We start from the raw sequence: 21,538 nt of genomic DNA, 5'->3' as shown, positions 1-21,538 counted from the left end.
GGGTGTGGGAGGTGTGGGGGGTGTCGGAGGTGTGGGGAGTGTCGGAGGTGTGGGGAGTGTCGGAGGTGTGGAAAGTGTCGGAGGTGTGGGGAGTGTCGGAGGTGTCGGAGGTGTCGGAGGTGTCGGAGGTGTGGGAAGAAACGGGGAATTATAGCAGAGGTAGTCGGAAGAATTATCCCCTGATTTTTCTGCCCTTATCAAAAATGGTATTATATTCATTTTGATAAATGTTTGTTAGGAATCTCTTTTGTCTGTTGCCTCTATACCTAACCTAATTCCCTATTTCTTACTATTGATAAAAAAAATATTACAAGAATTATGAATCATCAATGTACTTTAGCAGCAGAATTTTCAGAGTCAGGAGTAGGTTTACATAGTGGTATAAAATCTCATATTAAGGTTATGCCTGCTCCTCAAAATTCAGGGCGATATTTTGTTAGGGTTGACTTGCCTGAAACCCCAATCATTAATGCTCGAATATCTTCTGTGATCTCTACTACTCTCTCGACAGAATTAGGCATAGGAGATATTCGCATCCGTACTGTAGAACATCTGTTAGCTGCTTTGACAGGAATGGGAGTAGATAATGCTCGAATTGAAATTGATAGTCCCGAAGTTCCCCTAATGGATGGTTCGGCCAAAATATGGGTGGAGGCGATCGCTTCTGTAGGGTTAGCAGAAGCAAAGGGGAGAGATGGGGAAATGGGGAGATGGGGAGATGGAGAGATGGGGAGTGTGGGGAATTTAGGGAGATGGGAAGATGGGAATTTAGGGAGATGGGGAGATGGGGAGATTATTCACACCCCAAACCTAATAACTGAAGCAGTATGGGTACATCAGGGGGATAGTTTTGTTGCTGCTTTACCTAGTCCAGAAACTCGTTTTACTTATGGCATAGATTTTGATTTACCAGCTATTGGTAATCAGTGGTATAGTTGGTCTCCAAAAACAGAAAGTTTCGCTGACTGTATTGCTCCAGCTCGGACATTTGGTTTAGCCCATCAAATTGACCAATTGCGGGAAGCTGGTTTAATTAAAGGTGGTACTTTAGAAAATGCTTTGGTTTGCAGTGAGTCTGGATGGTTAAATCCACCCTTAAGATTGACAAATGAACCAGTACGTCATAAAATATTAGATTTAATTGGAGATTTGAGTTTATTGGGAAATTTTCCTCAAGCTCATTATTTGGCTTACAAAGCTAGTCATAAATTACATATCCAATTAGCCCAAAAAATTTCAAAGTTAACTACTTGTGCCAAATTACTTTGATCCTAAAAAGACAAATATTGACATTTCATTTATCGTAATCCTAAATGATTTGTGAACAAGACTACAAGGGTTGAGTCTCCAAATCCCACTTTCGCTAACCCGCCTTTTCCCGTTGGATTTCCTATCCATCGGCAAAACATACTAATCTAACTGAAGTTATCTGCTATGAAAAAGAAACGTCTAGCTTGCATCTTAACGACTGTTTTAGCTTGCATCTTAACGGCTATTTTAGGAACTACACCTTATAGCTTTGCTTTTGCTATGGAGAATAATAACCAACAGATTATTTTCAATCAGAATAATTTTGAGTCTGATACCCATGGCAACTTTCCTGGTTCTGTTAGTTTTGTACAAAACTCGATCATGCCATCCCATCATGGTGTACAAAATGACGTTCAACCACATCTGACTTCTTTACGAAAGACTATGGTTTTATTTAAGCCTAAAGAAAACCATAGCCAAGTTATCATGACTGCCAAAAACAGTAACAATGAAATTGTTGATCAAGGTATGATGATTACCCCGGATAAATTAACCAAGATTGCAGGACAAACTGATTTTAATGGCGAAATTTCAAAACCAAGTGAGTTTGGTAGAACAATATCTGATAATGCAACATTAAGTAATTTTGAGAATGATCCCGAAGGTCAATACTTCCAAGAGTTATTCAATTTATATAACTCTATCCACATACAAACCAGTGATGGTAACTGGACTAGAGATTTTCATTTGCCTGATGGTGAGCAGTTCAGCAATAAAGTAGTAACTTTTAACTCTAATGCTGGTTATAACTCAAACATTTTCTACACCAACAACTCACTCACCCTTAGTCGAGGCAATGAGTTTACTCTAAAAAACGTGGATGGCATTTGGTATTCATCTCTGGATATAGAGCTGAATAAGATAGCATACATCAGTAAGACATTTTCGAGTATATTGCCGGCAAGCATTATCGAACCTGGTCTTCAACTATCCTTCAAAAGTGGGAATAAAGAAAGTGAAGTTACCAATCTAAATATTGGTGCACCTAATGAACTGATTATTCACACTATTGATTTGGGAATGTTAACTTCACCAAGAGATGAATTTAGTTTTCAAAAAGATCCTGAACTGCATCGCCAATATTTCCAGCAACTCCCTATCAGCAGTTTGACAGTTTCTGAATACGAACCTCAATACTTTACTGAAGTCATGTTGCCAAATGGTGACCTCCTCACTGATTTCGATCCGAGTCAAGGCGGTGTATATGACGGTACAATGAGACAAAAAATCGCCAAAATACTCGTATCCCATGGTATTGATAATGCTAACTATGGGATTAACTCTTCGGGTGGAGGTAGCGAGCGATGGCACCCTTTCTCCTCCGCACAATTTACTGCACACAACGCAGTGGGCAAATACGTTAATGGTGTACAAGTGCATGGATTATCTGGCGGTAATGGGATGGTTACACTAGAATCATCCATTGGTAATGAGTTCAGCCATGAGTTGGGACACAACTTTGGTTTGGGTCATTATCCAGGAGGCTTCAATGGTGCGATCGACAGACCTGCGGATCAAGTTAACTCTACATGGGGTTGGGATGCTGATCACAATTTTTTCATCCCTAACTTTGAGAAGATTATCACCAACAAAGAACAGTGTTATGAAAGTGAATGTACTCTCCCGTTCGTAGGACACCGCTTTGGTAAAGGAGCCATGTCTGGTGGTGCCCCACTCTACACTGTGCAAAATGGTTATACGCTTCACACGCCATATGAGTTAAACAAAATCCAAAACTTCTCCGAGAGTAAAGCAGTCTTCAGCCCTGATTCACCAACAGGCTTTAGCAAGTGGGATGCAAATTCAAAACAAATGTCCCCATGGAAAAACATGGTTAACAATGACCTGATGACAGCCAGTAACAGCCAGGTTGAACGAAAACCCTATAAGCAAGGTGTTCCTATAGCAACAATAGTTGGTTACTACGACCCCAATAAGCAGTTATCAAGTTATATCTACCCAGCTTTACATGGATCGTTCGGAGCAGTTTATGAAGACAATTTCACTGATTCAACCTGTAAACTCAATGTCTTTACCCGAAATTCTGGTACAAAAGTCTTTAATTTACATACAAGACGACTCGATCAGGGCTACATGAACAAGATTCATGTCAACATTGAAGAAGCTCTGAAGCCTTACAGTGCTAATGTTTCTTGTGATGGCAATATTTTAGCCTCCATTGAATTAAATGAACCTCAGCAGGAATTGAATACTAGCGTGGTTTCTACTAAATCAGAAATCCAAGGTTGTATAGTGGATGTCGATACAAAAGAAGAGTATTGTCTTCCGGTAGGTGGAGATGCCGGATACTCCCTGCCAGAGTTTATTTACAATAAACCTGTCTATGTGAAAGCCCCTCAAGGTACGGCAGTCGTCTTATCTGATTGGGATAATTTATCCTACAACCGTATTGCCACTTTTATAGGCACCGTCTCTAACGATGATCTCAAAAATGTGAAAGCGAATAATGGTGAGTTTCTGGATTTCTCCCATCCCCGTTCGATGAAAGTAGTTAAATCAAGTGAGCCACTAGGCTGTATTGTAAGCTTAGATACGCAAGATGAGTACTGTCTTCCGGTAGGTGGAGATGCTGGATACTCACTGCCAGAGTTTATTTACAATAAACCTGTCTATGTAAGAGCGTCTGAAGGAACGGCAGTCGTTTTATCTGACTGGGATAATTTGTCCTACAATCGTATAGCGGCTTTCAATCCAACGGTTTCTCATTTCGATCTAAAAAACGTGAGAGCGCAAAATGGGGAGTACTTAGACTTCTCCCACCCACGTTCAATGGCTGTGGTAAACAGGTAAACCAGAAAGTCAAACCGTAATTCCGGTTAAGGCAGAGTGTGAAGTGAGCCACACCAGAGAACCTTGTGGGGTAATTCCGCAGGCAAAGATCTGAGAGGAGACGCTCGGGTAACTAGCCGTTTCTACCTTAGGGCTTGCTGAATAAAGCAGAGTGTGGGGAGTGTTGGAAGGGTGGGAAGGGTGAGGAGATCAAATCTTGTCTGCTCTCTCATCCTCACTTTATGCAGCTCTTTGAACGGAAAAGCTGGCATTTTCTTAAGACTTAAAAAGGCTAAAACCTTTGCCTGTAAATGCTTTTAGCAATATTTCAGCAGACCATAATTAGGGCTTGCTGAAATATTGCTAAAAGTCGCATGGAAGCTCAGGTAACGATCGCTTTTTATATGTGGTAAAAAAACTATTAAGTAGGCACGAAGAAATCCTATTAACTTTTTTGATATAATTCCCATTTCTCCTGAGGACTGAGGACTGAGGACTGAGGACTGACCCTACCAGAAAACTTTCCATACGCAAACCCTATGTAGTGTTTCAAACCCATGTTGCCTAAGGTCCTGCAAAAGTTAATGTTAGAATTACCACTCTGAATGGTAAAATTAAGAGCGCCAATAAATAACCAGACAAATGTCAACCCCTGAAGAAACTACAACTGATTCAATAGCTACCACAGAAAACCCTCAAACTCAGCCAAATCAAGATGCTGCAACTAATGAGGCCAATATTCTAACTATTGAAGAGATTCACAAAATATTACCCCACCGATACCCCTTTGCTTTAGTAGACCGCATCATAGAATATGTACCGGGAGAAAAAGCAGTTGGAATTAAAAATGTGACTTTTAATGAACCCCATTTTCAAGGCCATTTTCCCGGAAGACCAATTATGCCAGGGGTGTTAATCATGGAAGCATTGGCTCAAGTCGGAGGTATAATCTTGGCTCAAATGCCCAATCTTCAGAAGGGGTTATTTGTATTTGCAGCCATGGATAAGGTAAAATTCCGCCGCCCAGTAGTACCAGGAGACCAACTAATATTAACCACAGAATTACTATCAGTTAAAGGTGGTAAGTTTGGCAAAATACGAGGTATTGCAGAAGTAGATGGTCAAAAAGCTGCAGAAGGGGACTTGATGTTTTCAATGATGGATTAAAATATGCCAACTCTGATTCACCCCACAGCAGTTATTTCTGAAAATGCTAACCTACATCCCACTGTGCAGGTGGGTCCTTATGCTGTAATAGGGGAGCAGGTCAAGGTAGGGGCAGGAACTACCATTGGCGCTCATGTTGTAATTGAGGGGCCAACGGAAATTGGCTCTGGCAATCGAATTTTTCCTGGGGCAGCTATTGGTCTGGAACCACAAGATTTAAAATATGCGGGCGCTCCGAGTCTCGTAAAAATTGGGGACAATAACCGAATTAGGGAATTTGTTACTGTTAATCGTGCTACTTATGCAGGAGAGAGTACCGTTATTGGTAATGGCAATTTGCTGATGGCTTATGTTCATGTGGCTCATAATTGTATTATTGAAGATTCTGTGGTAATAGCTAATGCTGTATCTTTAGCAGGTCATGTCAAAATTGAGTCTAAAGCTGTAATTGGTGGAGTTTTGGGTATTCATCAGTTTGTTAATATTGGCAAAATGGCAATGGTGGGTGGGATGAGTCGTGTAGTTAGAGATGTACCACCATTTATGTTGGTGGAGGGGAATCCTTGTTTGGTGCGATCGCTCAATTTAGTGGGATTAAAGCGTGCTGGTTTGACGAGTGGAGATTTGGCAGTATTGAAAAAGGCTTTTCGGATTATTTATCGTTCGGGTAAGGTTTTGAGTGAAGCTTTAGAAGAATTAGAGTTATTGTCGGAGAATAAGTATATTCAGGAATTGCATCAGTTCTTAAGTTTGTCTCTTGAGTCTAACCGTCGTGGACCGATGCCTGGAAAAATATTGAAAAAAGAAAGGTTAGAGGAAGTTGATAATTAGTAGAGTTTTTGTGAAATAGAAAGGAAAATTTGAGCTATCCTAGCTCTTAGCTGTACTTATCGAATTTATATCGACGAAAAACAGGTCAAGTTATTGAATGAATAGATAATGTTTTTGCGTAATTCCTGTTTAAGTATAAAACTACAGAAAAGTTTATTTCTATTTTTATGATTGAAAAAAAAAATACTCTACAATTACTTGGCAGCAACGAAGTTGTTGACTTCTTTTTTCTATGCCTTTCGGCTGTTTTGATAGGTTATATAACTTATCTTTTTATTGATTATTGTTATAGATTAAAGGTAAAATGGGATTCTGAGAATCTTATATCTTTTATAGTGGTTGTGACTTCGATGCTTATAATGCTGGTTTGGATAATTTCAGTACAGATACCAGTTGTATATCAATATTGCGATTACTCTTATCAATCAGCATACAATAGCATTGACGAATTTAAGAAGTTTTTGCTTTCGGAAGCCAAGAAAAAGGTATCTGAAAGGTTCTTCCAAAAGAGGCTGATAGATAGCATAGGTAAGTATGATTATAATCTTAAAAAAGAAAAGCTGCTTAATATTCTCAAAGAGTCTGTAGTTATAAATAATTTTTTAGGAAAAGAAAAACTATTATATCTTAACAGCCACAGAAATTTTGGTGAGTCTTGCATACAGTTTGGTGCAAATCAAAACCTTGAAGATAAGATGTTTAAACCTATAGAATTTGAAGAGGAATACTGTGCTTCAGATAGGAACGCTCCTTGGCAAAAAATACAAGAAGAAAAAGAGAAAGTAATTATTAATCGACTTCAAGAATATGAACCTAAACTTCGACAACTTGTAAGTAAGGATGATTTAAGCTTTTTGTTAGAAAAGCTGGTTTTTGAGGAAAATTTAAAAGGTAGGAAATATTGCGGGACAATTAAGTTTACCATATTGCCAATCCAGCTTCAGGCAATTTTGATAAAAGATGTCAAAATTGGTGAATTTCAAGTTATACCTAGAGTTAAAGGAAAGGATAAAAACCAAAAACAAGCTGAGTTTCAATTTGCTATTTTGTCAGACAAATATAATTGGAAATATGGAAGCGACAATCAAATTGAGTTAAATGGAAAAGTTGCTGATATTTCTCCGTTGCTCTCTAGGAAAGAAATGATTTCTAATTTTAGAGAAACTTCTGAACTAATTAGTGTTGGTACTGCTTCATGTGAGGGACAAACAATCTCAGAAGACAAGAGATCTTACGACAGAGCTATCAATTTGGGTAAATGGTTGAAGCAAGCTTTAGAGAAGCATAACAATCTCAAAGCCAAGGAAAGATACACTTTGACGTTAGGAAAATACAAAAGACAATGTTCCGGGACTGAACAAGAGACAGCTCCTCAACGTAGAGTAATTATAATCAGTATTATATATAGAGACCCAGATGTGGATTTATCTGGTGCACTCCGTAATGCTATGAAAAAGAGGCAAGATTTGTCATTTGATATTGAGAATTATGGTCGCTTTGACTTGAAAAGAAGTAATTGAGGTTTGAACTTTCTATTGACATCCTCCCGACGCTGCTCTACGAGACAGCAGGGGATTCCCTAGCATTGCTGTTAGGGGCTTTGTGTTTCATATTTTTCTTCATCACTGGTCGTTAAAAGGCTGGTAATTCCTAAACTCTTAAAGACACAGACCATCTTCGGTGAAGGCTCTAGTTTGACAGTAATCGATCTCGGCACAAAGTTTTGGGGTAGTTGCCTGCTCCATCTAACTTACAGCAATTTCACGCCCGCGCGTGAGGTACAAAATTTCATTTAGTAATGAGTGGTAACACAACCATCTTGCTTGTTACAGGCTAGAAGCCTGAACTGCAAAGATAGAAATTAATCTTCAAGTGTACCTCACTATCCTCATGCATTGCTGTAAGTATTTATACTATGCAGATTATCTCATATCAAATCCGGTTAAACAGTTATAGATTGCTTCAGTCTTGATTGAGTCAGGAGTCAGGAGGGGAGAGAATTACAAAGATTGAGTAGTTATGACGATTTGAGATTTTTTTTATGTCCAATCAACCGGATTTGATATCAATTACTTTTTTCGTTCATCAAATTACGAGTCATATAAAATCCGGTTATACAGTAATCGCATTCAAAAATCCTCAACTAAAATATGTGTTTGCTAGAAGCACGAATTTAAAAATTTATGCATTTTCATTACTCCTTACTCCTTACTCATTACTCCTTACTCATTACTCATTACTCATTACTCATTACTCATTACTCATTACTCATTACTCATTACTCATTACTCATTACTCATTACTCATTACTCCTCAGTAATACGATAACTAATTACCCGGATTCTATACCAAAAATTAAGTAGGGGCTTTCCGGCCGGAAAGCCCCTACGACTATTGATCACTAAATCACGGCAGCTATGATTTTCCCCTAAATTCTGTCTCCTGACTCCTGACTCCTGACTCCTGGCTTTGCACTACAAGATGTAGTGCGAAATGTGGCTTGAAACCTCTTAGTTCAGGTTTGGGACTTCAAGGTTTCAACTTTGGGCCATCTCAGTTGACTCCTACCCTAACCACTCATACTTTTAAGTCCAAACTCTCTTGTTGACAAAACCAATAATTTGGTTTACCTTTGTTTTCAGGTTACATCCTGTAAATTTTATAGTAATGAAGTAAACTTTACTATTGGCCAAGAGTTGAGGTAAGAATCATGGGTACTAAACAAGCGTCTATTTTATTAGGTATCTCTCGTCAACGTTTATTAGTTTTACTTGCTCAAGGAAGAGTCAAAGGAGCTAAAAAAAATGGTAGATTCTGGAAAATTCCAGTATCTAAAAGTGGAATGCCTAGAATAATTCCGGCTCGGCGCGGTCCCGAAGGTATCTGGCGCAAGCAACAAGCGAAGAAAGCACAAATGATTCATGTTAATCAACACAACATTCAAGGTAATAAAGGAAAGCCTCCAGAGCAATTCCAACCAGTAGTGTCTCTCAAGGACGGCAAGCGCAACGATTATGGTTATGAGTTATATATTTCAGGTCCTTGCTATATCGTCTATCGACCTTACAAACCAGCAAATTGTGGTGCTCATGTGTGGATTGAGACTTATGAGGCAGTGCAATTTCTAGATACTGAATTTAACCTTGATCCAAGTACTGCAAGGGAACCGAGCAAACAACTTGCCATCTAGTCTGGTTTCATTCGTCACGCTTGTTCGTCACAAAAAAATATTTATTCGCTGTGAGCAGCTTAACTGACAATAACTTCAGCAGGTTTTGTGCTGCTTGTTTGTGGGAAATCGTCACAGTATTAAGATTTTGAGCTTCCTATTTTACAAAAAAAGAAAAGTAAACAATCGCGATGATCTAAAATATTTATAAAATATTTAGAAGAATGCAGAAGTAAATCAAGGTTAGATGTTTAGGTTATCGTTGTTGGGTTTCGGTTCCTCAACCCAACCTACGCTTAGAAATTTTGCTGCTCAATGTAGGTTGGGTAGAACAAAGTGAAACCAAACAAAGTATTATCATTGTTTGGTTACCCTTACGGAGAGCAAGCTACGTTATACCTCTTAATCCGTATATCCGTGGCATAATCCGTGTGAGCGCCTCAACCCAACCTACGCTTAGAAATTTTGCTGCTCAATGTAGGTTGGGTAGAACAAAGTGAAACCAAACAAAGTATTATCATTGTTTGGTTACCCTTACGGAGAGCAAGCTACGTTATACCTCTTAATCCGTATATCCGTGGCATAATCCGTGTGAGCGCCTCAACCCAACCTACGCTTAGAAATTTTGCTGATAACTTATAACTTATAACTGAAATGACTCCTATCAAAATTTTTATTAGTACAGGTGAGGTTTCTGGAGACTTACAAGGTGCCCTGTTAGTTGAAGCACTTTACCGTCAAGCTCAACTTCAGGGTTTAAATTTGGATATTGTCGCCTTGGGGGGCGCTCGCATGGCTGCTGCTGGTGCTACTTTGTTGGAAAATACGACTAAAATTGGTTCTGTAGGAATTATTGAATCTTTGCCTTTTGTTTTTCCTACTCTGAAAGTTCAACAAAAAGCTAAGGAATATCTACACAATGAATCCCCTAATATAGTTGTTTTGATTGACTACATGGGTCCGAATCTTAGCATTGGTAATTATATTCGCAAAACCTGGCTGAATTTGCCGATTATTTGGTACATTGCTCCTCAAGAATGGGTTTGGTCTCTAGGAAAGGATAAAACAACTAAAATAGTTAATTTGACAGATAAACTTCTGGCTATTTTTCCAGGAGAGGCAAATTATTTTCGGCAACAGGGAGCTGACGTTACTTGGGTAGGTCATCCGATTATTGATAGGATAAAAATGGCTCCTACTAGAGAAAAAGCTCGTAGCATTTTGGGAATAGATACTGATACTTTGGCGATTGCTTTATTGCCTGCTTCTCGACAACAGGAGGTTAAATATTTAATGCCTATAATGTTTCGATCTGCTCAAATAATTCAAGCAAAATTACCCCAGGTTCATTTTCTGATTCCTCTATCTTTAGAGATTTATCGTTATGCCATTGAAGAGGCAATTAAAAAGTATCAATTAAAGGCAACAATTTATCCAACTTTGCCACAAAAGAGTCAAGAAATACTCGAGAGTAATAATTTAGAAATTCTGGCTGGAGCGGACTTGGCGATCGCTAAATCTGGTACTGTAAATTTGGAAATAGCTTTGCTCAATGTTCCTCAAGTCGTAATCTATAAGGTTAATCCTATTACTGTTTGGATTGCTAGGAATATTTTGAGGTTTTCGATTCCATTTATGTCTCCACCTAACTTGGTACAAATGAAGTCTATTGTGCCAGAATTATTCCAAGAAAATGCTACTCCTGACAATATTGTTTCTGAAGCTTTAGAACTTTTATTAAATTCTCAACGTCGCGCTCAAACATTAGCTGATTATCAAGAAATGCGTCAATCTTTGGGAGAAGAAGGAGTTGGCGATCGAGCTGCTCAAGTAATTTTGGATTTAGTTTTAACCTGACAATCAAAATATTTTTCAGAAAAAAAACAATTTTATAAATGTTTGCTACAAATGACCATTTTTTGAATTCAAAATTCAAAATTCAAAGTTCAAAAATTTTGGTTCTAAGTGAATTTCAATAATTGTTTAATTAAGGATTCTTTTTCTCGTTCTTCAAAACGAAAAAATCAAAAATATTTTCCTTATTTCAAGCCTCTGACTTTCCTGGGTCATGCGGAGCAAACAGGCAGAGGTTATAATGCAAGAATTAATAATGCAAGAATTTTGAATTTATTTGACTGTTTTCTTTTTGGAGTCAGCAGTTATAATTAAGGAGTCAAAATTCAGAAAAAAATAGCTTCAATACTATTTTTTAGGTCTGAAATTCTCTTTTTTGTTACAGGGACATCTCCTGTAAAGTCTTTTTATTGCCCTGACTATTAGTAATATCAAATCCGCTCGGGTTCGGTATAAAAAAATCTTCATTTTTAGCAAAGAGTAAATCTTTCTAAGTTCTCTTCCGTCCTGACTCCTGTACGGGCGATTTCCTACGGAATGCTCCGCAAACGCGAATCGCCCCTACGACTCCTGACTCCTAGATTTACTATCTAATTATACCGATGCTACCGGATTTGATATAACATTCTTTTTTCAAATTTGTATAACATAGTGATAGAAACGAAAAAAATTTATTCAAAATTTTTTACTTTTGCTGGAAAAACATTTCTATTGCTGAATTTTATAATAGCTATGGAAAAACCAATTTTTTCTGGAGAAATTAGGAGTAACATTGTCTCAAAAGAAACAATAAATAGCCTTGAAGCTCAAGGTTTTATTGATGGTTATCAGAGGTCTAAATCTGGTTTAGCTGAATTCATAGAAGCAGGAATTCAGAAACGAAATATAGTAGAAAGAATAGAACAGAAAATTTATGCTGATGCTTATCTTCGCGGTTATCTACAGTTTGAAATTGACTTAGGTGAGTACATCGGTATGAATCAAAGTGAAATGTATTTGCAAACTATCGGGTTTGAAGATGGTTGTTTGACAGCAAAAGCTGGATTAAATGAATTTCCAGAACTGGGAATGAATGAGTTAGATTTAGCAGAATTAAGACAACAGTTAATTTATATTGATGCCTATCAGCAAGGTTATGATAGATGGCTATTTACTAATTCTTGTATACCTGCACCATATAATTAGAATTTAGAATTTAGAATGCAGAATTCAGAAGTTAGGAGCAATAAAAACGATATCAAACCTATTCATTCTGACTCCTTACTCCTTATTTTTGATGCTACCTTTTGAAATGCAGAATGTAGATTAGTAAGTATTCAGCTATTAGCCGTCAGCTCAAGCGCAAAAGGAGGGGGTTTAAATTAATATTGACTTTCAAGCCAGCTTTTGTAGTAAGATTTAATTCTGATTCAGTTAGTAAAACTTTCATCTAAAAATAAAAATAAAAGTAATAGCTGATAGCTGATAGCTGACGGCTGAATGCTTACGTAGATTAACATGAAAAAATACAGAACTATTATTTTCATAAGTTTAATTTTTACTGTAATTTTAGGTTTGGTAACTAAGTTCTATGAAGGAATGTTTTCTGAATGGTTGAATAATTCTTTGAGTTCGATTTTTTATGAAGCATTCTGGATTTTATTGGCGATATTTATTCGACCGCAACTGCCACCAGGTTTAGTAGCTTTTTGGGTATTTATTGCCACCTCATTTATAGAATTTTTGCAATTATGGAAGCCACCATTTTTACAAGCTATTAGAGAGACTTTAATTGGCAGATTATTGTTAGGAAATACTTTTGTTTGGTGGGATTTTTGGTACTATGTATTAGGTTGTACGTTGACTTGGATAATTTTACATTATTTGAAGTTTTATACAGATAAGAAAAATAAGAATATGGAAGAAAATTTATAGTTATAGAAATCCTAAGTAGGTTGGAGTGCTTTGAGGGTAAAAAAATATTATAACCCAAATTTTGTCGTGGGGAATGTGGGTTTTATTTTTACCCCATTTTCCTTATTTGTATAACAAAACTTCAGTAAATCTTAATTTATTAGGTTTATATCATGTTCGTTGGCATTGTTGGTGTAAAAATTGGGGAAATATCTACCGCCATAATTAAGATTTTTCTCTGTTGTAGGGGTTGCCCCTACTTCTTCCTTAAAATTCTATACACGCTCCGATGCTACCGGACATGATATTATCTCTGTACTCTAACCTCAAGATAGGGGATTTTTCTTGACGAGCAAACCGCCCAACACTAACATCACCAATGCTATAATCATATTTGGCTCCGGGGTTGATACTGAATCTCCCTGATTCAGGATGCCATTCCAAGCTACTTCCGTCTGAAATTCTACACTACCATAAACTGTCTGCCCCAAGGGAACCCCAGACAGCGGCATGATAGGAAGAAGATCGGATAAGGCAAGTTCGGATAGTGGGATATTTAGCAACTGGGGATTGTTGGCGATAAAGTCCAGTAAAAGAATATCTGCAAAAGCGCTGTCGATGCGAGGAATCTCTAAAAACGGAACGTCTTCTAGGAGAGCTAATACATCTGACATTTTGATGTCCGACATCAGCGCCCTTAGCAAGAAATTTGAAGTTACTTCAGAGAGAGTAAGATTCGATGATAAAAGAGAACTTAACAAGGGAATATCGTTCGGGACTATCCCCGATACGGGAATCTCAAAAGACTGGGAAGGGCCTATAGAAAAACTACCACCAGAGACAGCAAACAAAGAATCTATTCCGCTCATATCATCTCCAATCTCCAGAAAGGGATCCTTAATTAGATCGTTCATTGTGATCGACGTCAATTGACCGGATTGAAACTCAAAGTACACTGGAGAGTCGGCGGGCGTCTGGTGGGTTATAGACCAACTTGGGTATTGAGCCTGATAATTAAAGGTGGCATTGCCTAATTCGTCTAATGCATAAGTCCCCGTACCTGTTGGGCCCAAAACTGAGTCGTCAATATCTAAGAAACCTTCACCTATTTTGCCAAAACCAATTGAATTAAAGTCAAATCTAAATTGGGCTGCGTTTACCTGGTTAGTTCCCATAGCTACCGAGCTTAGGGTTGCTATGCTAGCGATCGCCAAATTTTTCCAAATTTTATTCATCTTTGATTTTCTCTTAGAAGTTAAAACGAACTTTAGCAATAATTCTAACATATCCGCTCAATAAATATGGTTTGCTGAAAAAAGCAGAGTGTAGTCTGGGTGGGGAGTGTGGTTCGTTTAGGAAGTGTGCTCTGGGTGGGAGGAAAGAGAAATTAAGAGGAAAAATTATTCCTCAATTTTTCTACCCTTAGTGTGCTTAAAAATCCTAACTTTTTGTTGGTTTTAGCCGGAAAAGCTGCACTTTTTCCGGATTTAAAAAGGCTATAACCTTTATATATAAAGACTTTTGGATTTCCATACGCAAGCCATAAGTAGGGGTGATAAAGAGAAAAAGTGCTTAAATCTACTAAGGGCGAATGCCATTCGCCCCTACAGGTGGTGTATAGTTTCGTATTTTGCGTAAGTCCTGTTTCTTACTTTTGACTTTTGACTTTTGACTTTTTAATTTTAATAATAATAGCTTCAGTCAATCCATCTAAAGTATATTCTTTAGCTTCGACATCTACTCTACCTAATAAACTTTGACAACTTTGAGAAGTTTGAGGTCCGATCGAAGCAATACAAATATTTTCTAACCAATTTTCGGGTAACTTATCTTTGTTTTCCCCAATTAAATAACAAAAATTTTTCACAGTTTTAGAACTAGCAAAAGTAACAACATCTATCTGCAAATTCTGTAGAGCTAACAAAGCTTCGGGTGCAATATTTTCTGGGCAATTAGACTCATAAGCAGCTACTTCTATTACTTCTGCACCTTGACTATTTAATTCTTTCACTAAAACTTCCCTACCACCTGTTTCTACTCTGGGAAATAAAACCTTTTTTCCGCTCAATTTTTCGGGAAAATTTGCCACTAAAGAATCAGCAACAAAATTAGGTGGAATAAAATCTGCTGCTAAACCACAAGTCTTCAAACTTTCTGCCGTCTTTTTACCAACTACTGCTATTTTTACTCCCGCTAAAGCACGGCTATCTTTCCCTTTTTCTGCTAATCTTTCAAAAAAATAATCTACTCCATTTGTAGAAGTCAGAATTAACCAATCAAAACTATCTATATTGTTAATAGCTAAGTCTAGATCGTGCCAACTTGAAGGCGGAGTAATAACTAAAGCTGGCATTTCAATTACTTTTGCTCCTTCTTTTTTTAGACGCTCGGTAAACTTACTCGACTGACCTGCTGAACGAGTTACTAAAATAGTTTTATTTCCTAAAGGTGCTATTTCTTTTGCTTCTGACTTTTCTCTAACCATATTATTTGGATACTGTAAATAATCTCTTAATCTGACTACTTCCCCCACTATTATCACACAAGGAGACAAATATTCAGCATAAGTTTGTTGAACAATATCGCTCAAAGTACCAATCCAAATTTGTTGTTTAGGAGTCGCACAATTTTGAATAATAGCTACAGGAGTTTGAGGCGTTCTTTCATGTCTTAATAACTGATGTACAATTTCACCTAAATTTTTTCCCCCCATTAAAATTACTAAAGTTTCAATCTGAGATATTTTTTCCCAGTCTAATGCTTCAATATCGTGAGCAGTTAAAGCTACAAAAGCTCTACTCATTACTGCATCTGTCAGAGGAATATTTGCCAGTAAAGGTGCAGCTAATGCAGAAGAAATTCCTGGTACAACTTCAAATTCACAACCAGCTTCAATTAATGCTTGAATTTCTGAAGCAGCACGACCAAAAATAAAAGGATCTCCTCCTTTTAGTCTAATTACTTGTTTACCTAAACGACATTTTTCTACTAACAAGCTATTAATTTCTGACTGAGAAATACTGGGTTTACCGCCACGTTTCCCCATCTCTATTTTTAAACAATTTTCTGGTACTAATTCTAAAATTGAGTCATCAACTAAGGCATCATAAATTAAGACTTCTGCTTGAGTAATTAGGGAATATGCTTTGACAGTCAAATATTCTTTACTTCCAGGTCCAGCTCCAAGGATATATACTTTCATTTCAGTTATCAGTTATTATAATTAAATCCAGATAATTACTATATCCAAGTCATTGCGACTGGAACGGAGTGGAAGGAAGCAATCTCAAAAATCTCTGAGATTGCTTCCTATCGTTGCAATGACAACTTTTCTCCAGATTTGATATCAGTTAATCTCTCCAATTCAAATTAGTTTCATCAAAAGCTTTTTCTAATTCTGAAGTTAATTTTAGGCGATAAAGCATCGAAAACAAAATCCCATTGAAAAATTGTAACCTCTCAACCCCCATCCCTTCAAGAAAACAGGGAGGTTGGATGAGAGGTCTTAATTTCTAGATCGCATCAAAAGTTAGATAGTGGGAGTTGTTTATATCCCACTACTTAGGAATGAGGATTAAATAAAATCCAGAATTTTTTTGAAAGAACTCAAGTGAGGACTTTAAACAATTAACTCGTGTAGATAATAAAATCCTCATTCCTTACTTATTTAATTTTCAATCTTCAATTTAAAATCTAAAAGCATTGCTTTAGGTTGGGGTGAAGCGCTCTCCTTTCCAGGAGTCCGATCCTCAATATTCTGTTCCTTGACTATATCAAGGGGGAACGTCTGCATCTCGTTAATAGTTTCAAAGTCTAAGCTACCAACATCAATCTTTCGTACTTGACGGTTGTTTTGAGTATGGTAATAGATTACCTTGTTTGTGATATCCTGAGCCGTTGTCCAAAGAGTCGAACTCCGCATTCCTGATGTGTCTATATCTTTATCATCAGATTCCTCAGATGCTATGAGCGGAAGATTAAAATTGTCAAGTATACGAAACACTTCATACATCGTCTCCAGTCCATCCGTGGTTTCTCTTGCAGTTTGAGTAAAAGCAACAGCACGAATGAAACGTGATGGAGGTGTAAAGTCTCCAGGAAGCCCAATCATTCCACTACCGACACCTAATGGGCTAAAATCAATTGAACCAAGCTCCCGATCTGGAAGAGCTACAGGAGATATATTGACATAATTTCGTAAATTAGTAATATGCCAGTCGTATGTTGGGGAGTTAGTAATAACTCCTAATTCCGCATCAAAGATTTTTGGTTTGCCTTGTAACCATTCGATCACTATCTGTTCGCCCGAAGGATCGCTAACCATCCAGTGAAATGGTGGAGGCATCTCAATAATTGGTTCAATAACGTTTACCACTTCGATCTGGTTTATTGCCTCACGAACATCATCTACTGTGGCACAGGTAGAAAGAAGATAGTGGGCAACATCGCTCGGTCCAATTGACTTCTCTGCAATGGTTGGATCATAATCTATATATTCAGCAAAGCCTGGGAGATAAAAGACTCCAACAGCTAATCCTTCTTCATTCATGCCATCACCAACCAGTAGCCTATTTAGGGCATCTATTGCTACTACTCCATATTTGCCAGTCCACTCTATGCCAGGCAAATGGACGTTCTCATCGTCAGAGAGTTCAGTTGTAAACTCGTGGCCCCTGGGCAGGATCAATATTCGAGACTCTAGATCAAACGCCCCCCATTCTATTGTTCTACCATAGACTATAGCCCCGTCTTCTGCTGTTAGGGTGATACCTGTGCAAGCATAGGCAACAGGCATTAGGTTAATGAAACAAAACAGAAAAGCTAAAGCCAATGTCAGCACTATTGATTTTATGTTTTTCATCACTCAGCTAATTTTTGATGCTGTACACAATAACTAATACTTTATTCTCTGCGCCGAATACAACGAGTAGTTATACCTAATTTTTCCATTACACATTTAAAGATATAGTCTGTAGAAAATAATTCCTAAATTAAATTAACTGTTTGATAAGACGACTGTAAGATTTTTTTACGCAGTTCATCGAGGGATTTTATCTTATCTAAAACTAGCTCAAAACTATAATCTGAATCCACAGCGATAATTGGTTGAGGATAGCCTTTTTGAATTGACAAAGCAATTTTTAAACTGGTATCTCCTAGCCCAAAAATGCTAATAGTTTCGCGATCGCCACTCAGACGCACCGTGGTAAAATCCTCTCCTTCGCTAAATTAAAATTCCAGGATAGAACCGACAAATTCTCCTTCTCGGATATTTTCAACTCCTGAGATATTTTTGATAATATCCACCAGTTTATTTTGGTCGAATAGTTCATTTTCACCAATAAATAGGCGTTGGTGAATTAGTGTATGATATTAATCTTAATTATTTAGGAGTCAGGAGGTAGGGACGTTGCATGCAACGTCCGTACGGAGTCAGGAGGAAAGAAAGAAGAAGAAAGAATAAGTAGACGGACAAGAAATCATACCTCAAATCACCAACGCCAATAAATAAAATCAGTAATTGCATCATTTACAATATTCTTTTTTAAAATTGGTATGAGATATCTATCTCCAATTTCTGGGGAATCTAGTTATTAAAAGTCAGACAAAATTATAAATTTTCTTACTTTTGACTTTTGACTTTTAACTTTTAACTTAAAAAAGGCAAGCCATCGGAAAAATTAGATATTCCAGGAAAAATAATTTCCAAATAAATTGATAAAAATCAGCGATCGCTTTTTTACCTTCCAGGTCTACTTTTTAACGTTAAAAGTAATCTATGAATGAATATATATCTCCCCAGTTTAGTAATATCAATTCAAGTTTGTTTCATCAAAAGCTTTTTCTAATTCTGGAGTTAACTTTAGTAGTTATGCCTAATTTTTATATTCTAGTAATTAGGGAATGTACTTTGACAGTCAAATATTTTTTATTTCCAGGTCTAGCTCCAACGATATATACTTTTCCTAGGAATAGATTCATCTGACTCTGAATTGTGACAGGACTTAAGCAAAGACAATATATATTGTCAATCAAAACTATAATGTCTTAGATATAACTATAGTCATTATTTATTCTTAAAAATGCCAGCCAAAGATATTTACCACGAATGCGTTAAAAAAGCACTAATTAAAGATGAATGGGTAATTACCGACGATCCTTTAAGTCTTAAAATTGGTCAAAAAGATATCTTTATTGATTTAGGAGCAGAAAAACTCTTAGCTGCCGAAAAAGAAGGGCAGAAAATAGCAATAGAAGTTAAAAGTTTTGTTGGCAAATCCGAAATAGAAGACCTCAAACAAACTTTGGGTCAATACTATTTATATTACAAAGTTATCAAATATGTCCGTTCCGAAAGATTGCTCTATATAGCAATCAGACAAGCAGTGTTTGAAAGATTATTCACTTTAGAAATCGGTAAAATGTTGCTAGAGGATAACAGCTTAAAACTAATTATTTTTAATCCCGAAAAGGAGGAAATTATACAATGGATAAATTAGGAAATTATCAGATGATTATCTGTCAAGTAATGCAGCCTTATGTTGATATTAAATATTCCAATGTTCCGATTAAAAATCGTGCTGCTTTTGACAATAAAAATGGGCAATATGTGATTATTTCAGAAGGATGGATAGAGCAAAAACATTTTCATAGTTGTCTAATTCATGTTGAAATTATAGATGATCAAGTTTGGATTCAGTGCGACAACACGGAAGATGGGATTGCTGATGAATTAGTAAAAGGGGGTATTCCAAAAAAAGATATTGTCTTGGGTTTCCATGAACCAGAAGTAAGAAAATACACAGGTTTTGGCATGAAATAAATTAGGCAATATCCATTTTTAGTTTTTTATTGGTGAAATTATCATGTTAAATAAATACACCAAATTTGTTGTGACTGAATAAATGCTCTATGATGTTGCATTATTCTGATTTATATAGGCATTTTACCTATCAGTTCAAGCCATATTTTTTCAGCTTCTATTGTTCTATCTGCTTAATTTCATTGTCAAGAATGTAAGTTTCACGAAAGCATATTTACCATAGATTTGTGGTTGATTTTTCTGGATAACTTAAACACTATTTTAGAAGTTTCGTAAGTCATAATTATAAATTTTCTTACTTTTGACTTTTAAATACATGACTTTTAACTTAAAAAAGACAAGCAATCGGAAAAATTAGATATTCCAGGAAAAATAATTTCCAAATAAATTGATAAAAATCAGCGATCGCCTTTTTATCTTCCAGGTCTACTTTTTGACTACGCCACCACATTATACCCAAAAGAAATAAATGACTTATTACCAAAAAAATTAAATTAATATTTGCCGACCAAGTTACACCAAAAATAATCATTCCGATATAGCAAATTGTTAATACCCATCTTGCCAAATTAAAAACAGCAAATGCTCCTAACTTAATCGTAAATGTATTGATATTATATTGACGGTCTCCTTCAATATCTGGAATATCTTTAAAAATAGCAATTGCAAAAGTGAAGACTATCACAAACAAAGTTAGCGCCCATACTGTCGGAGGAATTTCTGGAATTACCAAGCTTTTTTTGAGTAGAATTATTTCACCTAATTCACCCATCCATTTATTTAAACTTCCTGAGACTTGCTCAACTTTTTCCCATCCCCAAACAAAATTTAAAAAGATGCCTAAATTAACAATTACTCCCCGCACAGTAAAAATACATAATGCTGCCAAAACCGGAAATCTTTTTAATCGGATAGGAGGCAAAGAATAAGCTGTACCAATTGCCAAACTTATACCCACAGTAGCTAATAAAAACGGTCCGCCAATCAAAGCCAAACTTAAAGCCAAAACACCCATTATTGCCACAATCATTTGACCGTAAAAACGAGAAAATTCACCAGCAGCTATAGGTAGAAAAGGCTTATTAATCTTATCTATTTCTACATCCTCTAACTGATTCAATCCCACTATATAAACATTTCCACATAGACAACTTATCCAAGTTACCAATAACAGAATTAAACTATATATAAAGAAAGATTGATTAAAAAAATTTGATTTAGTTCCTATAGCAATTAGATATAAAGCCAGCACACTTAATGTTGTACCAATAATTGTATGTGGACGAGCAAACTTCCAGAAGCTATAAAGCCACGGCACATATTTTTGCACTAAATTAGTTGTAAATTTTGCCTCTTGATAACCAGAAAATTCTCCCATAATGACCTCAAATTATTTTTCTTTAAATGTATTGGTGAAACAAGGAGAAAAGATCGAAGAAAATTGACTAAATTTCTTAACCTAAACTCCCTCTTTTGTAGGGTAAATAATTAAGAGTAGCAATTAAGCTAAATACTTGCTTCTTCTTCCTTCCTAAACATTAAGCGGTCAGCCATCAGCTATCGACTATCAGCTTCATTACTTTTAAAAAAGGAAAAAGCAGTTGAGAGATTTGACAGAATTAAAAGTATGGATAGAAGTCTATCAGCTATCCTTAATAGTCTAGTCTATTAAACTACATTGTTCATTTTTATTGCTGAGA

General features: G+C 36.6%; 18 protein-coding genes and 1 pseudogene. 13 read left to right on the top strand and 6 right to left on the bottom strand.

All coding sequences use genetic code 11. The features are described 5' to 3' along the window. Window positions 1-20: 20 nt before the first annotated feature. From F6K40_RS28055 to F6K40_RS28005, 11 genes are all read left to right on the top strand, one after another. Window positions 21-224 (top strand): hypothetical protein, encoded by a 204-nt coding sequence (locus F6K40_RS28055; RefSeq protein WP_293140452.1) that lies wholly within the window; start codon window positions 21-23, stop codon window positions 222-224. Window positions 225-318: 94 nt separating this feature from the next. Next, window positions 319-1,269, top strand: a complete 951-nt coding sequence (locus tag F6K40_RS28050) for a UDP-3-O-acyl-N-acetylglucosamine deacetylase (RefSeq protein WP_293140450.1) — start codon at window positions 319-321, stop codon at window positions 1,267-1,269. Between the two features lie 165 nt (window positions 1,270-1,434). Continuing rightward, entirely contained in the window at window positions 1,435-4,122 is a 2,688-nt protein-coding gene (locus F6K40_RS28045; protein WP_293140448.1) for a M66 family metalloprotease, read from the top strand. A gap of 621 nt (window positions 4,123-4,743) precedes the next feature. After that, entirely contained in the window at window positions 4,744-5,268 is a 525-nt protein-coding gene (gene fabZ, locus F6K40_RS28040; RefSeq protein WP_293140446.1) for a 3-hydroxyacyl-ACP dehydratase FabZ, read from the top strand. A 3-nt stretch (window positions 5,269-5,271) separates the two neighbouring features. After that, entirely contained in the window at window positions 5,272-6,099 is an 828-nt protein-coding gene (gene lpxA / locus F6K40_RS28035; RefSeq protein ID WP_293140445.1) for an acyl-ACP--UDP-N-acetylglucosamine O-acyltransferase, read from the top strand. Between the two features lie 167 nt (window positions 6,100-6,266). Continuing rightward, window positions 6,267-7,619, top strand: coding sequence for a hypothetical protein (locus F6K40_RS28030; RefSeq protein ID WP_293140444.1), 1,353 nt, complete (start codon window positions 6,267-6,269; stop codon window positions 7,617-7,619). A 1,190-nt stretch (window positions 7,620-8,809) separates the two neighbouring features. After that, entirely contained in the window at window positions 8,810-9,289 is a 480-nt protein-coding gene (locus F6K40_RS28025) for a MerR family transcriptional regulator (protein ID WP_293140442.1), read from the top strand. Between the two features lie 633 nt (window positions 9,290-9,922). Continuing rightward, a complete protein-coding gene (gene lpxB, locus F6K40_RS28020) occupies window positions 9,923-11,125 on the top strand; it encodes a lipid-A-disaccharide synthase (RefSeq protein ID WP_293140440.1) in 1,203 nt (400 codons plus the stop codon). 729 nt (window positions 11,126-11,854) lie between these two features. After that, complete coding sequence (locus tag F6K40_RS28015; protein WP_293140438.1) at window positions 11,855-12,307, top strand: hypothetical protein; 453 nt, start codon at window positions 11,855-11,857, stop codon at window positions 12,305-12,307. 312 nt (window positions 12,308-12,619) lie between these two features. Then, window positions 12,620-13,036: a ribosomal maturation YjgA family protein gene (locus F6K40_RS28010; RefSeq protein WP_293140436.1), complete on the top strand. Its 417-nt coding sequence runs from the start codon at window positions 12,620-12,622 to the stop codon at window positions 13,034-13,036. 73 nt (window positions 13,037-13,109) lie between these two features. Beyond that, window positions 13,110-13,244 (top strand): hypothetical protein, encoded by a 135-nt coding sequence (locus F6K40_RS28005; protein ID WP_293140434.1) that lies wholly within the window; start codon window positions 13,110-13,112, stop codon window positions 13,242-13,244. Between the two features lie 97 nt (window positions 13,245-13,341). On the opposite strand, the gene F6K40_RS28000 is transcribed toward F6K40_RS28005, so the two are convergent. From F6K40_RS28000 to F6K40_RS27980, 5 genes and pseudogenes are all read right to left on the bottom strand, one after another. Then, window positions 13,342-14,250, bottom strand: a complete 909-nt coding sequence (locus F6K40_RS28000) for a hypothetical protein (RefSeq protein ID WP_293140432.1) — start codon at window positions 14,248-14,250, stop codon at window positions 13,342-13,344. A gap of 413 nt (window positions 14,251-14,663) precedes the next feature. Then, on the bottom strand, window positions 14,664-16,217 hold the full coding sequence (cobA, locus tag F6K40_RS27995) for a uroporphyrinogen-III C-methyltransferase (protein ID WP_293140430.1): 1,554 nt from the start codon (window positions 16,215-16,217) through the stop codon (window positions 14,664-14,666). 465 nt (window positions 16,218-16,682) lie between these two features. After that, entirely contained in the window at window positions 16,683-17,855 is a 1,173-nt protein-coding gene (locus F6K40_RS27990; RefSeq protein WP_293140428.1) for a choloylglycine hydrolase family protein, read from the bottom strand. Window positions 17,856-18,001: 146 nt separating this feature from the next. Beyond that, a complete protein-coding gene (locus F6K40_RS27985) occupies window positions 18,002-18,217 on the bottom strand; it encodes a hypothetical protein (RefSeq protein WP_293140426.1) in 216 nt (71 codons plus the stop codon). A 453-nt stretch (window positions 18,218-18,670) separates the two neighbouring features. Then, window positions 18,671-18,775: pseudogene (locus F6K40_RS27980) on the bottom strand (homogentisate phytyltransferase); the annotation flags it as partial. Window positions 18,776-19,098: 323 nt separating this feature from the next. Here F6K40_RS27980 and F6K40_RS27975 point away from each other — a divergent pair. Then, window positions 19,099-19,515, top strand: coding sequence for a XisH family protein (locus tag F6K40_RS27975; RefSeq protein ID WP_293140424.1), 417 nt, complete (start codon window positions 19,099-19,101; stop codon window positions 19,513-19,515). Then, window positions 19,503-19,838, top strand: a complete 336-nt coding sequence (locus F6K40_RS27970; protein ID WP_293140422.1) for a XisI protein — start codon at window positions 19,503-19,505, stop codon at window positions 19,836-19,838. The genes F6K40_RS27975 and F6K40_RS27970 overlap by 13 nt, the downstream gene beginning before the upstream one ends. Before the next feature lie 328 nt (window positions 19,839-20,166). Here the strand turns inward: F6K40_RS27970 and F6K40_RS27965 are convergent, their stop codons facing one another. Further along, entirely contained in the window at window positions 20,167-21,216 is a 1,050-nt protein-coding gene (locus tag F6K40_RS27965) for a homogentisate phytyltransferase (protein WP_293140420.1), read from the bottom strand. Window positions 21,217-21,538 lie beyond the last annotated feature (322 nt).

Source organism: Okeania sp. SIO3I5 (assembly GCF_010672085.1).
GTDB lineage: Bacteria > Cyanobacteriota > Cyanobacteriia > Cyanobacteriales > Microcoleaceae > Trichodesmium.
This window is presented reverse-complemented; position numbering and strand designations above follow the sequence as displayed.

What these genes read in the sequence shown, in the direction of transcription:
- F6K40_RS28050 (WP_293140450.1), top strand. Translation starts at nt 319, where the DNA reads ATGAATCATCAATGTACTTTAGCAGCAGAATTTTCAGAGTCAGGAGTA.
- F6K40_RS28045 (WP_293140448.1), top strand. Translation starts at nt 1,435, where the DNA reads ATGAAAAAGAAACGTCTAGCTTGCATCTTAACGACTGTTTTAGCTTGC.
- fabZ (WP_293140446.1), top strand. Translation starts at nt 4,744, where the DNA reads ATGTCAACCCCTGAAGAAACTACAACTGATTCAATAGCTACCACAGAA.
- lpxA (WP_293140445.1), top strand. Translation starts at nt 5,272, where the DNA reads ATGCCAACTCTGATTCACCCCACAGCAGTTATTTCTGAAAATGCTAAC.
- F6K40_RS28030 (WP_293140444.1), top strand. Translation starts at nt 6,267, where the DNA reads ATGATTGAAAAAAAAAATACTCTACAATTACTTGGCAGCAACGAAGTT.
- F6K40_RS28025 (WP_293140442.1), top strand. Translation starts at nt 8,810, where the DNA reads ATGGGTACTAAACAAGCGTCTATTTTATTAGGTATCTCTCGTCAACGT.
- lpxB (WP_293140440.1), top strand. Translation starts at nt 9,923, where the DNA reads ATGACTCCTATCAAAATTTTTATTAGTACAGGTGAGGTTTCTGGAGAC.
- F6K40_RS28015 (WP_293140438.1), top strand. Translation starts at nt 11,855, where the DNA reads ATGGAAAAACCAATTTTTTCTGGAGAAATTAGGAGTAACATTGTCTCA.
- F6K40_RS28010 (WP_293140436.1), top strand. Translation starts at nt 12,620, where the DNA reads ATGAAAAAATACAGAACTATTATTTTCATAAGTTTAATTTTTACTGTA.
- F6K40_RS28005 (WP_293140434.1), top strand. Translation starts at nt 13,110, where the DNA reads ATGTGGGTTTTATTTTTACCCCATTTTCCTTATTTGTATAACAAAACT.
- F6K40_RS28000 (WP_293140432.1), bottom strand. Translation starts at nt 14,250, where the DNA reads ATGAATAAAATTTGGAAAAATTTGGCGATCGCTAGCATAGCAACCCTA.
- cobA (WP_293140430.1), bottom strand. Translation starts at nt 16,217, where the DNA reads ATGAAAGTATATATCCTTGGAGCTGGACCTGGAAGTAAAGAATATTTG.
- F6K40_RS27975 (WP_293140424.1), top strand. Translation starts at nt 19,099, where the DNA reads ATGCCAGCCAAAGATATTTACCACGAATGCGTTAAAAAAGCACTAATT.
- F6K40_RS27970 (WP_293140422.1), top strand. Translation starts at nt 19,503, where the DNA reads ATGGATAAATTAGGAAATTATCAGATGATTATCTGTCAAGTAATGCAG.
- F6K40_RS27965 (WP_293140420.1), bottom strand. Translation starts at nt 21,216, where the DNA reads ATGGGAGAATTTTCTGGTTATCAAGAGGCAAAATTTACAACTAATTTA.